Genomic DNA, 14,573 nt, shown 5'->3' on the forward strand with positions numbered 1-14,573 from the left:
CCGGTGTTCTCCCCCCAAGGCCCGTCCCCGCGCGAGCTGGCCGTCCAGGCCCTGTCCTCGGTGGAGCGCGGCTACGACCTGCTCGCGCCGAAGTTCGACCACACGCCGTTCCGGACGCCCGACGGCATCCTCGACGCGACCGTTGAGGCGCTGCGTCCGCTCGGGCCGTTCGGTGACGGGCTGGACGTGTGCTGCGGCACGGGCGCGGGCATGCGCGCGCTGGTGCCCGTGTGCCGGGGACGCGTCACCGGCGTCGATTTCAGCGCCGGGATGCTCGCGCAGGCGCGGAAGGCGCACCCCGGCGCCGAGTGGGTACGGGCGGACGCGCGGGCGCTGCCCTTCACCGGCGGCTTCGACCTCGCGGTGACCTTCGGGGCGCTCGGGCACCTGCTGCCCGAGGAACGGCCCGCCGTCTTCGCGGGGGTGCATCGCGCGCTGCGGCCCGGTGGGCTCTTCGCCTTCCCGATCGGCGCGCCGCCGCCCTTCACGTCGGGCTGGTACTGGGCGCTGCTCGGGTTCGACGTTGCCATGCGGGTCCGGAACGCCGTGTGGCGTCCGCCGTTCGTCATGTACTACCGCACGTGCCCGCTGGGCGCGGTGCGCGACGACCTCGCGGCGGCCGGGTTCTCGGTGACGACGGCGCCCATGGCGTCGCTGGGCCGCCGCAAGGACGGCAGCCCCCGCTACCGGCTCGTCCTCGCCCGCAAGCCCGCCTGAACGGCGTCCGGTCGGCCGTCGCACCCGCAGGTGCGGCGGCTGACCGGGCGGCGGCCGGCCGGGCGGCGGCTCAGACGGCGGCTCAGACGGCGGCTCAGACGGCGGCTCAGACGGCGGCTCAGACGGCGGCCGGCTGGACGGACGCGGCGGCCTCGGCGATCATGGCGGCGACCGCGTCCGGCTGGGAGACCGCGAGCGCGTGGGACGCGCCGGTGATCTCCTCGGTGCTGCGGGCGTCCGCGCGGTCGGCCATGAAGTGCATCAGGGCCGCCGGGATGTTGCGGTCCTCGGAGCCGAACACGAACCAGGACGGGATGCTGCGCCAGGCGGGCTCGTCCACCGAGATGCCCTCGGTCAGCGCCCGCTCCGTCACGGGACGCTGGGTCGCGCCCATCAGCGCGGCCTCGGCCGGGTCGACGTCGGCGCAGAACTGCTGGTGGAACTTCTCGTCGGTGATGCGCAGCTCGCTGCCGCCGCCGGAGAGCGGGTAGCCGGCCAGCGCGTCCCCGAGCGTGCTGCCCTCGAACTTGCCGGACAGCGTGAACGCGGTCTCCCCCGGGTCGGGCGCGAAGCCCGCCACGTAGACGAGGGCGCGGACCGCCGGGTTCCCGGCCGCGGCCTCGGTGATGACCATGCCCCCGTAGGAGTGGCCGGCGAGGACCACCGGGCGGTCGAGGCTCGCGATCACGTCGCGGACGTAGGCGGCGTCGCTCTGGACGCTGCGCAGCGGGTTGCCCGCGGCGACGGCGTCCACGCCGCGGTCGCGCAGCCGGCTGATGACGCCGTTCCAGCTCGCCGACTCCGCGAAGGCGCCGTGGACCAGGACGACGATGGGACGGTCGGTGTTCATGAGTCCGCCTTTCCGAGGACGGTCTTGAGGACGTCGATCGCCTGGGCCGTGGCGGCCCGGGTGGCGCGGGTGTCGCGCACGGGGTTGAGCATCATGAAGTCGTGCAGCGTGCCGTTGTAGCGGACGCTGGTGGTGGGGACGCCCGCCTCGGTGAGGCGGCGCGCGTACGCCTCGCCCTCGTCGCGCAGCACGTCGTTCTCGTCGACGATCAGGAACGCGGGCGGCAGGCCGCGCAGGTCGTCCAGCGTGGCGCGCAGCGGCGACGCGGTGACCTGCGTCCGCTGGACGGGGTCGGGGCAGTAGGCGTCCCAGAACCACGCCATGGCCTTGGCGGTCAGGTGCGGGCCGTCGGCGAACTCGCGGTAGCTGGCGGTGTCCTGCCCCGCGTCGGTCACCGGGTAGTACATCGACTGGTGCACGAACCGCACGTCGCCGCGCCGCTTCGCCATGATCGCCAGCGCGGCGGTCATGTCGCCGCCGACGGAGTCGCCGGCGACGGCCAGCCGGGCGGCGTCGAGCCCCTCGTCCGCGCCGTGCTCGGTGATCCAGCGGGCGGTGGCGTACGCCTGCTCGATCGCGACGGGGTAGCGGGCCTCGGGCGACCGGTCGTACTCGACGAAGACGATCGCGGCGCCCGTCCCGGCGGCGAGTTCGCGGACGAGCCGGTCGTGGGTGCCCGCGTTGCCCAGTACCCATCCGCCGCCGTGCACGTACAGGACGGCGGGCAGCACGCCGGTCGCCCCGGCGGGCTTGACGATCCGGACCCGGACGTCTCCGACCTCGGCGGGCACGGTTATCCACTTCTCGTCCACGTCGGGCTTCGGCACCGGCGCGGCCTGGACGTCGTCCAGGACCTTGCGGGCGGCGTCGACGTCCAGCTCGTAGACGAACGGCGGCTTGGACACCGCCTCGGCGAACTCCTGGGCCGCCGGCTCCAGTATCGGGTTGCTCATTCTGCCCTCGCTTCTTCAGAGGTCGATCCCTTATCGACCACTGTCTCCGCGAGGGCGCCGCCGGGGACCAGGGTGGGCCACTGGCCCCCACCCTGGGGCTATCCCCTGCCGGTCGTGGGCGCGCGCTGGAGCTGCCTGCGCGAGGTGATGCCGAGCTTGCCGAAGGTTTTGCGCAGGTGCCATTCGACGGTGCGGGGGCTGATGAACAGGCGGGCCCCGATCTCGGGGTTGGTCAGCCCCTCCCGGACGAGCCGGACGATCTGCACCTCCTGGGGCGTCAGCTCGCCGACGGTCTCGGCCGCGCGCCTGCGGACGTGCTCGCCCGTGGCGTGCAGCTCGCTCGCGGCCCGTCCGGCGAAGCCCTCCATGCCCATCGCGGTGAAGGACTCGTGGGCGGCGCGCAACTGGTCGCGGGCGGCGCGCTGCCTCCGCACCCGCCGCAGCCACTCGCCGTACAGCAGGCGTGCGCGGGCGAGCTCGCCGTGGACGCCGGCGCGGCCGAGCCGGTCGATCGCCTCGCGGTAGCGGTCCTCGGCGGCGGTGCCGTCGCTGAGGAGGGCCAGGGAGCGGGCGTGGACGCCGAACGCCCAGTCCGTGCCGGCCGGGAGCGTCACCTCGCCGAGCCGCCGCAGGGCGACCGCGGCGTCGGCGAACCGGTCGGCGCGGGCGGCGGCCTCGATGAACTCCACCAGCGCCCACGGACCGGCGCCCACCGGGGCCGGACGGTCCTGCGCGGCGTCGGGGACGGCGGCCAGCGCGTCCTCGTAGCGGCCGAGGCTGTTGCAGAGCAGGGCCTTCGCCCACGCGCCGACGGCCAGCGCGTTGCCCTCTCCCCTGCGCCGCACCTCCACCTCGACCGTCTTCATCAGCCCGGTGAAGTCGGCTTCGCGGCCCTGCCAGGCGGTGACCAGCATGCTCCCGTAGGGCGGGACGGGGATCCCGATCGCCTCGGACACCGTGGCGACCTCCTCGTCCAGCGCGGCGGCGGCCGCCAGCCCGCCGGCGAACACGTCCACGGCGATGTGCTGGGTCAGCGCGAGGGGCAGCGCGGCGGTCTGGCCGGACTCTCGGGCGAGGCGGACGTGCCGGGCCGCGAGCACCGCCCACGCCTCGTGGTCCCACAGCGTCGCGGCGGTCACGCCGCCCAGCCAGAGCCAGCGCAGGCCGTCCTCCGGGGCGAGGGCGGGGCCGCCGAAGACCTCCAGCGCGGGCCGCAGCGCGGGCATCGCGGCGGCGAGGCCCTCGGTGATGCGCAGCGCCAGGCCGTCGAGCAGCAGGTCGGCCGGGCGCGGGTCGGCCGGGCGCGGCGGGGCGGACCGGGCCGCCGCGGCGGCATCCTGCCGGCCGACCCCGGCGGCGAGCGGCCCGGCGAACAGCGCCGCGCTGATCGCCTCCAGGTAGGTGTCGCGGGCCGCGGCCGGGGCGTGCGGGGCGAGGCGCCGGGCGGCGCGCAGCAGCAGGCGGGGCGCGTCGCGGCCCCGGTCGACGGCGAAGGCGATCTCGGCGCGCAGCAGGTCGACCTCGCCGCGCAGCCGCCGGTCCGGGGCCCGCGCCTCGGCGACCGACAGCAGCCGCAGCGCGGCGCCGGGCGTGCCCGCCCGGTGCGCCGCCCACGCGGCGGCGAGCGCCCGCCGCTGCCGCCGGGCAGGATCGGGCGTCAGCTCCACCGCCCGGGACAGCAGCGCCGCCGCGGCCGCCAGCCCGCCGCGGTCCCGGGCGCGGCCCGCGGAGCTCTCCAGCTCGGCCGCGACGTCCTCGCGCGGGGTCCGTGCGCCCTGCGCCGCGTGCCAGGCGCGGCGGTCGGGGTCGGCGGCCGCGTCGGTGACCTCGGCGAGGGCGCGGTGCACCCGGCGGCGGTCCTCCGCCGGCGCGGCCCAGTACACGGCGGAGCGGACGAGCGGATGGCGGAACCGGACCCGGTCCGCGATCTCGACCAGCCCGGCCGCGATGGGGGCCGCCGCCGCGTCCGGCCCCGCGCCGAGCCGGTCGGCGGCCCGCCACAGCAGCACCGGCTCGCCGCCGGGCTCGGCCGCCGCGACGAGCAGCAGCAGCCGCGCCGGCGGCGGGAGCCCGGCGACGCGCCGCTCGTAGACCTCCTGGATCCGGTCGGCGAGCCCCGCCGTGCCCGGCACGCCGAACCCGCCCGCCAGCTCGGCGGGGGCGAAGTCCTTCGGCAGTTCCAGCAGCGCCAGCGGGTTGCCGCGCGCCTCGGCGACGACCCGGTCCAGCACCTGCGCGTCCCAGGGCCCGGCGACGGCGGAGCGCAGCAGCGCCCGCGCCTCCGCGTCCGGCAGGCCGCCGACCGGCAGCTCCGGTACCCCCGCCAGGTCCGGCGCCCCCGCCGGCTCCGGTGCGCCGTCCGGCTCCCGGACCGCGAAGACGATCGCGACCGACTCCGCCTCCAGCCGGCGTGCGGCGAACGCCAGCGCCTGCACCGACGCCCGGTCGAGCCACTGCGCGTCGTCGACCGCGCAGAGCAGCGGCTGCTCGCGCGCGGCGTCGGCGAGCAGGCCGAGGACGGCGAGGCCGACGAGGAACCGGTCGGGCGCCCGCCCGGCGCTGAGCCCGAGCGCGGCGCGCAGCGCGCCGCACTGCGGGTCGGGCAGCCGCTCGAACCGCCCGGCCATCGGCGCGCACAGCTGGTGCAGGCCGGCGAAGGCCAGCTCCATCTCCGACTGGACGCCGGTGATGCGCACGATCCGGAACCCCGGGGCCCGTTCGACCAGGTAGTCCAGCAGGGCGGTCTTGCCCGCGCCCGCCTCGCCGAGCATCGCCAGGGCGCGGCTCTCCCCGCCCCGGACGGCCTCCAGCAGATCGTCGAGCACCGCGCACTCGGCACGCCGGCCTCGCAACACGCGTCACCACCGCCACCTGGTCGGCCTGGCGCCCGACGAGATGGCGCGCTCCGGCCGCGCGGCGTCCCGGGCCATGTCGGCCGTGTACCGCACGCGGCCCCGGGCCACTCCCGCCGGCCCGTTTCCCATACCCGGTCATGACGACTTCATGGAAATACGGTGACCTTTCCGCCGAATCACTCCAGTTCGGACGCGGGAGGGCGTGAACATACCCCGACGGCGCAGGGGCAGTAGTGGTTGGTGACATCGGCGCGAAGCCCGCGGCCGTGGAACAGGGCGGTCAGCGCCCTCGCGGACCGGCTCGGCGGGAGACGGCGGGCCCGCATCGTGGTGCTGCTGGGGTGCGTGCTCGCGCTGAACACCGCCGACACCGGGGTGGTCGGTGCGATCGTCCAGGAGCTGCGCCATTCCCTGGACATCGGCAACACCCAGGTCGGGATCCTCACCGCCGCGCCGGCGGCCGTCGGCGCGGTCGCGACGCTGCCGGTGGGGCAGCTGACCGACCGGGTGCCGCGGGTCCCGCTGCTCGCGGGCAGCATCGTGCTGTGGAGCGTCGCGATGATCGTCGGCGGGCTCGCGACCTCGTACGAGTGGCTGCTGGCGTCGCGGGTGGCGCTCGGCGCGGTGACGGCGACGGCGGGGCCCACGGTCGCGTCGCTGATCGGCGACCTGTTCCCGCCCGAGGAGCGGGGCGCGACGTGGGGGCGCATCCTGGCCGGCGAGCTGGTCGGGGTCGGCTTCGGGCTGATCGCGGGCGGCAACATCGCCGCGCTGGTGAACTGGCGGTTCGCGTTCTGGTTCGTCGCGGTGCTCGGGTTCGTGCTGGCCGTGCTGCTGTGGCGGATGCTGCCGGAGCCGCCGCGGGGCGCGCAGGTGTCCGCCAGCGGCCGGGGCGGCGCCGAACCCGCCCAGCGGCAGGTGGAGCGCGCGCACGTCGAGCCCGACCCGCGGAGCGTCCTGGACACCGACCCGGAGGCCATGTCACTGCTCCAGGCGGCGCGGCACGTCCTGCTGATCCGGACGAACGTGACCATCATCGTGGCGTCCGCCATCGGCTACTTCTTCTTCGCGGCCCTGCGCACGTTCGCGCTGGTGTTCGTGCAGGAGCGGTACTCGCTGAGCCGCGGCGAACTGTCGGCTTTCATCCTGGTCATCGGGCTGGCCTCGTTGATCGGCGTGCTCGCCGGCGGGCGCCTCGCCGACCGCCTGGTGGGCCGGGGGGTGGTCAGCGCGCGCGTCAACGTGCCGGGGGCGGCGTTCGTCGCGGCGGTCCTGCTGTTCCTGCCCGGCCTGCTGACCACCGAGGCCGCGATCGCGCTGCCCCTGTTCACGCTCGCGGGCGCCGCGCTCGCCGCCGCGAACCCGCCGCTGGACGCGGTGCGGCTGGACGTCGTCCACTTCCGGCTGTGGGGCCGCGCCGAGGCGATCCGGACGATCGTCCGGATGTCGGCAGAGGCGGCCGCGCCCGTGCTGTTCGGCTGGCTGTCGGGCCGGTTGGACGGCGGCCGGGAGTCGTCGACCGGGCTGGACCGCGCGTTCCTGCTGGCGCTGTTCCCGCTGCTGGTCAACGGGCTGCTGCTGGTGCGGGCGCGGCGCACCTACCCGCGGGACGTGGCGGCCGCGCTGGAGTCCGAGCGCCGCTTCGGCGACGACCCCGCGTGACTCTCATGGAGTTCTCAGAAACCGGAGGTAGACCAGGCGCATGCGCGTGACACGTCGTGGTTTTCTGGCAACGGGCCTGGTGGGAGGGGCCGCGCTTCTCAGCGGCGCCGGGGCGCGGCGCCCGCCGAAGGCGGCGGGTCCCGCGGCACCGGACCGCTACCTCACCTTTCCCGGCGTCCGGCCGCCGGGGCTGACGGCGCGGCGGCTCGGCCCCACCTCGGACGGCCTGCTGTTCATCGCCCCGTTCCGCGGCACCGACACCGCCGACGCCCTCATCGTCGACGACGCCGGCGAACCGGTGTGGATCCACCGGTCCGACCGGCTGGTCACCGACGTCCGCGTGCAGGAGTACGAGGGCGCGCCCGTCCTCACGTTCTGGGAGGGAGAGCGCAAGACGGGCGGCCACGGCGCCGGCAACGGCGTGATCCTCGGCGCCGACTACCGGCGCGTCGCCGAGGTCGAGGCCGGGGACGGGGTCTCCGGCGACCTGCACGAGTTCGCGCTCACCGACCGCGGGACGGCGCTGGTCATCGCCTACCCGGAGGTCACCGCCGACCTGCGCCCGATCGGCGGCCCGCGCCGGGGCCGCGTCCTGGACGGGCGGGTCCAGGAGATCGACGTCCGCACGGGCGAGGTGCTGCTCGACTGGAGCGCGCTCGACCACATCGCCATCGCCGAGACCCGGACGCCGCTGACCCCTGAGGCGAACGGCACCCCGGGCAAGGTGTTCGACCCGGTCCACGTCAACTCCGTGCAGGACGACGGCGACGCGCTGCTCATCTCGGCGCGCAACACCTCCGCGGTCTACTCGATCGACCGGCGGACCGGCGCCGTCCGGTGGCGGCTCGGCGGCCGGCGCGGCGACTTCGCGCTCGGGCCGGGCGCCGCGTTCGCCTGGCAGCACGACGCCCGCCGGCGGCCCGACGGGACGATCACGCTCTTCGACAACCACATCACCGACGTCGGCGACGGCGCCTCGCGCGGCATCGTCCTCCGGGTCGACGAGGCGGCCCGGAAGGCGACGCTCGTCCGCGAGTACGCCGACGGCCGGACCTACGGGCAGTACATGGGCAACCTCCAGACGCTGCCGGACGGGAACGCGCTCATCGGCTGGGGGTCGACGCCGGCGCTGACGGAGTTCGCCGCCGACGGGACGCCCGTCCTGGAGATCACCGGGATCGGCGACGGCTCGTACCGCGCCTACCGCGCCGCGTGGGAGGGGCGGCCCGCGGACCGGCCCGCCGTCGCGGTGTCACCGCTGCCGGGCGACCGGATGCGGGTCCACGCGAGCTGGAACGGCGCGACCGGCGTCGCCGCGTGGCGCTTCCGCACCGGCTCCGACGCCCGTCCCATCGTGTCGGACCCGGTGCGGCGGACGGGCTTCGAGACCACCGTGACGCTCGGGCGCTCCCCCAACGTCATCGCCGAGGCCCTGGACGCGGGTGGCGCCGTCCTCGCCCACTCCGAGCCGCGCGCGGTCTGACGGGCTCTCCGGCGGGACGGGTCACTCGTCGTCGCGGGGCGGCGGGCTGTTGAGGATGCGGTAGCGGTCGAGGATGCGTTCCAGCTCGCGCCGGTCGCGCTTGGTGGGACGGCCCGCGCCGCGCTCGCGGCGGCCGACCGGGATCAGGGCCTCGCGCGGCGGCGGGGGCGGGCTCTTGTCGATCAGGCACTCCTGCGCGGCGGGCGCCCCGACCCGCTTGCGGACGATCTTCTGCACCACCACGACGCGCTCCCGCCCGTCGTGGCGGAGCCGGACCGTGTCGCCGGGCTTCACCGCCGTGGACGGCTTGGCGCGCTCGTCGTTCACGCGGACATGGCCCGCCCTGCACGCCGTCGTCGCCATCGAACGGGTCTTCAGCAGCCGCACCGACCAGATCCACAGATCGACCCGCACGGACCCCTCATCGCCCATGCGTCCATGATGTCACCCGGGTGCGGGTGCCCGGTGCTCGCCGATCCAGGCGTCGGCGCGCTCCCACTGCCGGTACAGCCAGTCGACGCGGTCGTCCCGGCCGTCCGGGACGTCCTCGGCGGGGATCCGCCACCACCGGGCGCGGACGGGGGCCGTGAGCGGGATGTGCCGCCAGACGTCGCCGGCCGTGGCCATGCCGTCGAGCCCGGTGTGCGCGACGAACACCACGTCGGCGTCCGGGGCGGCGTCGAGCGCGGCCAGCACCCCGCCGGGGCGCGGCGGCATCAGGTTGCGCATCGCGGCGGCGCGGACGGCCTCGCCGGTGCGGCGCAGCCGGGTGAGCCGCCGGATCGCGCGGCGCCGCCGCGCCGGGGTGAAGTTGCCGCCCTCCGGGAAGATCAGCAGCGCGTCGCGGGGGCCGAGCCCGGCGGCGAGCCGGCCGATCCCGGCGGCCGCGCCGCCGCCGGGCGTGACGAACACGTTCGGCATGCGGTTCGCGGCGATGTCGATGCACGGGTCGAGCTGGAGCTCCGCCTTCATGACCACGCGGGGCCGGCGCCGGTAGTCGGCCAGCAGGTGGTGGACGAGCAGCAGCGCGTCGCCGGGCCCGGCGTGCCGGCTGAGGACGATCAGCGGCCGGTCGCCGGGCGGCTCCGCCCCCACGCCGGTGATCTCCCCGCGCAGCCCGAGGTGCCGCTGGGCCGACCCGTACAGCCCGGCGACGTAGCGGCGGATGACGTCGTAGTGCCGGTCGTCGCGGGTCCGGCGGCGGAGCCACAGCAGGCCGCACTCCAGCACGGCGGCCGACTCCCGGGTGCCCCAGGCGAGCGCGAACCAGAGCAGCCGGCGCGCCCGCCGCCGCTCGCGTCCGACCAGCGAGGTCACCGCGAGGGCGACCGGGAACACGACGACGATCAGCAGGGTGAGGACGAAGAGCAGTGGCGTGAAGAGCAGGCGGCGCAGGGGGAGGGGTGGCATGTCACGCCCGTTCTTTGAGGTACTCCAAGGATGCCTGGTAGGCGCTCTCGATGTGAGCCCGTATCCCGGACACGTTCCGGTAGCGCATCTGGGCGAGGTCGACCCCGGCCTTCCGCGGTCTGCCGCCCGCCGGGAGGACGTGCACGCTCAGCCCGTCCGGCAGGGTCGCCATCTCCTCGAAGAACCGGTGCCGGCGCGCGATCTCGAACGCGACCATGCCGACCTCCCAGGGGCGGCGCGGCGGCGCGAGGTCCCGCTCGATGCGCCCGACGTGCAGGACGTAGACCGTGGTCGCGCCGAGCATCACGGCCCGCCCGACCGGGATGCTGTGGACGAGCCCGCCGTCGAAGTAGTGCCGGTCCCCGACGCGGACGGGCGGCAGCAGGCCCGGCGCGGCGCAGGAGGCCAGCACGGCGGGCGGCAGCGGCCCGGACCGGAACCAGTGCGCCATCGCCGTCTCGATCCCCGCGGCGACGCACTGGAACGGGATCTCCAGCTCCTCGAACGTCCGGGCGGGGAGCAGTTCGTCCAGCATGCGGCGCAGCGGCTCGGCGGAGTGCAGGTGGGTGCCGGAGCGGGCGAGCGTCCACAGCCGCGTCCACACCCGCGACCCGAACACCTCGCGGACGGAGTCGTCCGACCACAGGGCGGTGAGGCGCTCGACGGCCGTGTCCGGCTCCGCCGCGACGAACACGCCGTTCAGCGCGCCGATGGACGTCCCGACGACGAGGTCCGGCCGGACGCCGGTCTCCGCGAGCGCCCGCAGCATCCCGACCTCGTGCGCGCCGAGGACGCCGCCGCCTCCGAGCACGAACGCGGTCCGCGGCTCCCGGTCCACTCGGGCCTCCCTTCCCCGGAGGCAGCCTCTCCCGGCCCGTGCGCGATAAACGGGGCGCGACGAACAAACGTGAGCGAGGTGAACGGAACCGGACGAGCTACCCCAAGAAAGGGGCGGGCCGGCCGCCCAGGGTGGGTGATGGACGGCCGGCCCTCGTCGGGGACGCCGGTCAGTGGTGGTGACCGGCGCGGGTGCGGAGGCCGTACCCGTAGGGGAACAGCGGCTTGTACGCGCGGTCGCCGACGTTGATCGGCTCCTGGGCCTCGCTGCGCGGCCACGTCACCGGCAGTCGGCCGGTGAAGGGCCGCTTGCCGAACAGGACGTCCGCGACGCCCGCGCCCTCGCTGCCCGGCAGCCAGGACATGACGAACGCGTCCATCGCCGGCAGCCGGTCGGTGACGATCTGCGGCCGTCCCGCGACGTCGAGGACGACGCAGGTCTCGATCGCGGCGCACACCTTGTCGATGTTGGCCTTGTCGGCGTCCGACAGGTTCAGCGTGTGCCCGTTGCCGACGTCGCCGACGCCCTCCGCGTACGGGGTCTCGCCGACCACGACGATGCCGACGTCGGCGCCGGACATCGGCGCCGACGCGTCCGCGCTGTAGGTGACGCGGGACGAGTTCTGCTCGATGCCGTCCAGGATGGTCGTGCCGGGGATGATGTCACCGGACGAGCCCTGCCAGGTGACCGTCCAGCCCCCGGCCTGGTTGCCGATGTCGTCGGCGTTCACGCCCGCCACGTAGATCCGCTGGTTCTTGCGCAGCGGCAGCGCGTGCCGCTCGTTCTTCAGCAGGACCTGCGACTTCGCGACGGCCTCCCGCGCGACCGCCCGGTGCTGCGCCGACCCGATCGACGGGGCCAGGCTCCGGTCGGTGTAGGGGTGCTCGAACAGGCCCATGTCGAACTTCGCGGTGAGGATGCGCCGGACGGCGTCGTCGATCCGTGCCATCGGCACGCGTCCCGCCCTCACCTCGGCGATCAGCGTCTCGACGAACTGCGGGGCGCTGTAGGGCTCCATGAACATGTCCATGCCGGCGTTGACGGCCGTCCGGACCTGCGTCGGGTAGTCGCCCGGGATCTGGTGGATCGCCTCCCAGTCGCTGATCAGGAACCCGTCGAAGCCGATCTTCTTCTTGAGGACGTCGGTCAGCAGCTCCTTGTGCGCGCTCATCTTCACCGGGTTGCCGACGCCGTCCTCCTTCCAGTCGACGCTGGAGAACGACGGCATGATGCTGCCGACCCCGTACTTGCGGACGGCGGTGACGTAGGGCGCCAGGTCGATCTTCGCGAACGTCCCGCGGTCGGTGACGGTGACGCCCTGGTCGATCGTGTAGGTCCCGCTGGTGGACGAGCCGAAGACCGTGTCGCCGTCGCCCGCGAAGTGCTTCGCCGTCGCCAGGACGTGCCGGTTCGTGGCCATGTCGCGCTTGTGCCGGCCCTGGAAGCCCTGGACGGCGACCGCCATCTCCGTCACGAGGCGGGGGTCCTCGCCGAAGGACTCGTACGTCCGGCCCCAGCGCACGTCGCGGCTGACGCAGACGCACGGCGCGAACACCCACTGCGGCCCGGTCGCCTTGGTCTCGACGGCCGTGATCTGCTCCGCCTTCTCGACGAGCCGGGGGTCGCGGGCCGCGCCCAGCCCGATGTTGTGCGGGAAGACCGTCGCGCCGACGAGGTTGTTGTGGCCGTGCACCGAGTCGATCCCGTACAGCAGCGGGATCTTCAGCCGGGTGGCGAGGGCCTTCGACTGGTAGGCGTCCACCATGTCCGCCCAGCCGGACGGGGTGTTGTCGGCCGGCACCGACCCGCCGCCCGAGAGCACCGAGCCGAGCGCCAGCGAGGTGATCTGGTCGCGGTCGCCGTCGATGGCGCCGCGCTCGGCCTGGGTCATCTGGCCGACCTTCTCCTCCAGCGTCATCCGGCCGAGCAGGTCGCTCACCCGAGCGGACGTGCCGAGGCGGGCGTTGAGGTAGGCGGGGGGCCCGCCGGCCTGCGCGGGCTGGACCGCGATGGCGGACGGGAGGGCGGCGATGGTCGCGAGCGCGACCAGTGATCGCCCGATCCGGGTGGCGATGACGCGGCTGTGGGGGTGTCGCAAGTCGTCCCTCCTGGGTCGCTCCGAGAACGCCGCGCGGCCCGGCGGACCGCGCACGGCCGGGCGCGGGGGTCGTGGCACGCCCGGATCGGCCACGACCCCCGCGCTCGGCGGCGTCGTCTCCCAGGAACCTCCCCCGGCTCCCCCGCAGCTGTCAACAAACCTGCCTATTGGCCGGCGAGGCCCGTGAAAACCGTGGAAGAGGGGTTGACGGGCCCGTGACCGGGGCGGACGGGCGAGGGCCGTGATCACCGCCGCCGCGGCCGCGGCCACCACCGCCCCTTCCGCGCCGCCCGGCCGGGCCGGACGCATCCGCACCCCCGGTCACCATGGCCACGTCCGGCCACGGAACGCACGCGAGCGCCCGGGCGGCCGGCGGGTGATCAGCCGTCCCGGGCGCTCGCCATCCGGTGTGGCGCGTGCGTACTCGGAACCGGGCCCCCGGCCGTCCGGCGGGCGGCGGCGGAGGGCCCTCGTGGACGCGCGGCGGTGCCCCTAGCGGCCGGTCCCCCGCTCGCCCTTGCCGCCGGAGCGCATGCCCTCGTCGCGGGTGACCTCGATGCGCTCCTTGCGGAGCTCGCCGCGCACCGTCTGCTCGTCCTGCACCTGCTCGGTGCGGACGCGCACCCGCTCGACCGGGACGGTCTCCTTCGCGATGACCGGGCGCTCCTCGTAGAGGATGATCTCGTGGTCGTCCTCGGCGATGGAGATCCGCGGATCCGCCTCGCCGCCCACGATCGGCTCGCGGTCGATCCTGACCTCCTCGTGCGAGACCGGGATCGTGCGCTCGACCATCTCGGTGTCCACGTACTTGTGCACGTGGACGCGGCCGGCCTCGTGCCGCTCGGTGTCGATGCGCATCTGCTCCTCCGACCGGGTGATCTCGGCCATCGGGGCCTCCGCGCCCTCGCGCGCCGACTGCGGCGGCATGGACTGCCCGCGCCGCTGCGCGCTCCTGCCCTTGTCCCGGTCCGGCCGGACGGCCATCCCGGCGGCGCCCGCCGTGCCCGCGGCCCCGGCGGTGCCCGCCGCGGCGGCCGGACCGGCGGACTTCTCCGTGCCGGTCGTGCCGGTCATCTCCGCCGTGTCGCCCGCGCCGGTCGTGCCGGTCGTGCCGCTCGTGTCCGTCTTGCTCTCGGCGGCCGGCGGGCGCTCGCCGGCGGTCCGGGCCGCGTCCTCGCCCTCGCGGCCCTCGCGCCGCCCGCCCGGGGGACGGACGCCGTAGTGCCGGTACAGGTCGACGATCTGGGCGTGCGACAGGTGCTCGTCCGCGTCGACGTTCGGCGCGTCCTTGATGGTCTCCTTGTCGTAGGGGACCTGGAGCATGTCCTTGTTCTTCCGCGAGCCGGACAGCGGTACGAAGCTCTCCCTCATGCCGAACCATCCGGTGTGCACGGTCACCCACTCCGGGGAGCCGGAGTCGTCGTTGAGGTAGACCTGCTTGACCGTGCCGACCTTGGTCCCGTGGGTGTCGGTGACGCTCATCCCCATGAGTTCCCGCACCTGCGTCTGCGTCTGCACGTTGAACACCTCTGCTTCCTGAACGCTGCCGGGCGGACGGCGGACTGCGGGGGGACGCCGGCACGGCACCCGCCTCGCGGCAACGGTGTTCTGTTTGATCCCGAGTTGCCGGATTACTCACTGATTTTCCCTATGGGAGCACCGTAAACGCGTTTACCCGATTATGGAGCAGGATTTACTCGCGGCTGG

At 75.0% G+C, this 14,573-nt stretch carries 11 protein-coding genes; 3 read left to right on the forward strand and 8 right to left on the reverse strand.

What is annotated here, in order from left to right:
* Window positions 1-3: 3 nt before the first annotated feature.
* A complete protein-coding gene (locus CHF16_RS07110) occupies window positions 4-717 on the forward strand; it encodes a class I SAM-dependent methyltransferase (protein WP_089325123.1) in 714 nt (237 codons plus the stop codon).
* Between the two features lie 118 nt (window positions 718-835).
* On the opposite strand, the gene CHF16_RS07120 is transcribed toward CHF16_RS07110, so the two are convergent.
* From CHF16_RS07120 to CHF16_RS07130, 3 genes are all read right to left on the reverse strand, one after another.
* Complete coding sequence (locus tag CHF16_RS07120) at window positions 836-1,567, reverse strand: alpha/beta fold hydrolase (protein WP_089325124.1); 732 nt, start codon at window positions 1,565-1,567, stop codon at window positions 836-838.
* Window positions 1,564-2,520: an alpha/beta hydrolase gene (locus CHF16_RS07125; protein ID WP_089325125.1), complete on the reverse strand. Its 957-nt coding sequence runs from the start codon at window positions 2,518-2,520 to the stop codon at window positions 1,564-1,566. The genes CHF16_RS07120 and CHF16_RS07125 overlap by 4 nt, the downstream gene beginning before the upstream one ends.
* Window positions 2,521-2,618: 98 nt before the next feature.
* A complete protein-coding gene (locus tag CHF16_RS07130; protein WP_218826565.1) occupies window positions 2,619-5,372 on the reverse strand; it encodes an AAA family ATPase in 2,754 nt (917 codons plus the stop codon).
* A gap of 243 nt (window positions 5,373-5,615) precedes the next feature.
* On the opposite strand from CHF16_RS07130, the gene CHF16_RS07135 reads away from it, so the two are divergent.
* Window positions 5,616-7,037: an MFS transporter gene (locus tag CHF16_RS07135; protein WP_179271424.1), complete on the forward strand. Its 1,422-nt coding sequence runs from the start codon at window positions 5,616-5,618 to the stop codon at window positions 7,035-7,037.
* A gap of 40 nt (window positions 7,038-7,077) precedes the next feature.
* On the forward strand, window positions 7,078-8,520 hold the full coding sequence (locus tag CHF16_RS07140; RefSeq protein ID WP_089325128.1) for an arylsulfotransferase family protein: 1,443 nt from the start codon (window positions 7,078-7,080) through the stop codon (window positions 8,518-8,520).
* A gap of 21 nt (window positions 8,521-8,541) precedes the next feature.
* Here CHF16_RS07140 and CHF16_RS07145 read toward each other — a convergent pair whose 3' ends face one another.
* The 5 genes from CHF16_RS07145 to CHF16_RS07165 all read right to left on the reverse strand — a co-directional run bounded on the left by CHF16_RS07145 (window position 8,542) and on the right by CHF16_RS07165 (window position 14,384).
* The gene (locus CHF16_RS07145) at window positions 8,542-8,952 is read right to left on the reverse strand and encodes an RNA-binding S4 domain-containing protein (protein WP_089325129.1); all 411 of its coding nucleotides are present in this window, start codon (window positions 8,950-8,952) and stop codon (window positions 8,542-8,544) included.
* Between the two features lie 12 nt (window positions 8,953-8,964).
* Entirely contained in the window at window positions 8,965-9,930 is a 966-nt protein-coding gene (locus CHF16_RS07150) for a 1-acyl-sn-glycerol-3-phosphate acyltransferase (RefSeq protein ID WP_089325130.1), read from the reverse strand.
* Between the two features lies 1 nt (window position 9,931).
* Complete coding sequence (locus CHF16_RS07155; RefSeq protein WP_089325131.1) at window positions 9,932-10,768, reverse strand: patatin-like phospholipase family protein; 837 nt, start codon at window positions 10,766-10,768, stop codon at window positions 9,932-9,934.
* Window positions 10,769-10,937: 169 nt separating this feature from the next.
* A complete protein-coding gene (locus CHF16_RS07160; RefSeq protein ID WP_245868270.1) occupies window positions 10,938-12,866 on the reverse strand; it encodes a glycoside hydrolase family 3 protein in 1,929 nt (642 codons plus the stop codon).
* Between the two features lie 492 nt (window positions 12,867-13,358).
* Entirely contained in the window at window positions 13,359-14,384 is a 1,026-nt protein-coding gene (locus CHF16_RS07165; RefSeq protein WP_218826566.1) for a DUF2382 domain-containing protein, read from the reverse strand.
* Window positions 14,385-14,573: the final 189 nt, after the last annotated feature.

Source organism: Actinomadura meyerae, from assembly GCF_900188445.1.
In the GTDB taxonomy this organism is placed as follows: domain Bacteria; phylum Actinomycetota; class Actinomycetes; order Streptosporangiales; family Streptosporangiaceae; genus Spirillospora; species Spirillospora meyerae.

What these genes read in the sequence shown, in the direction of transcription:
- CHF16_RS07120 (WP_089325124.1), bottom strand. Translation starts at nt 1,567, where the DNA reads ATGAACACCGACCGTCCCATCGTCGTCCTGGTCCACGGCGCCTTCGCG.
- CHF16_RS07125 (WP_089325125.1), bottom strand. Translation starts at nt 2,520, where the DNA reads ATGAGCAACCCGATACTGGAGCCGGCGGCCCAGGAGTTCGCCGAGGCG.
- CHF16_RS07140 (WP_089325128.1), top strand. Translation starts at nt 7,078, where the DNA reads ATGCGCGTGACACGTCGTGGTTTTCTGGCAACGGGCCTGGTGGGAGGG.
- CHF16_RS07145 (WP_089325129.1), bottom strand. Translation starts at nt 8,952, where the DNA reads ATGGGCGATGAGGGGTCCGTGCGGGTCGATCTGTGGATCTGGTCGGTG.
- CHF16_RS07150 (WP_089325130.1), bottom strand. Translation starts at nt 9,930, where the DNA reads ATGCCACCCCTCCCCCTGCGCCGCCTGCTCTTCACGCCACTGCTCTTC.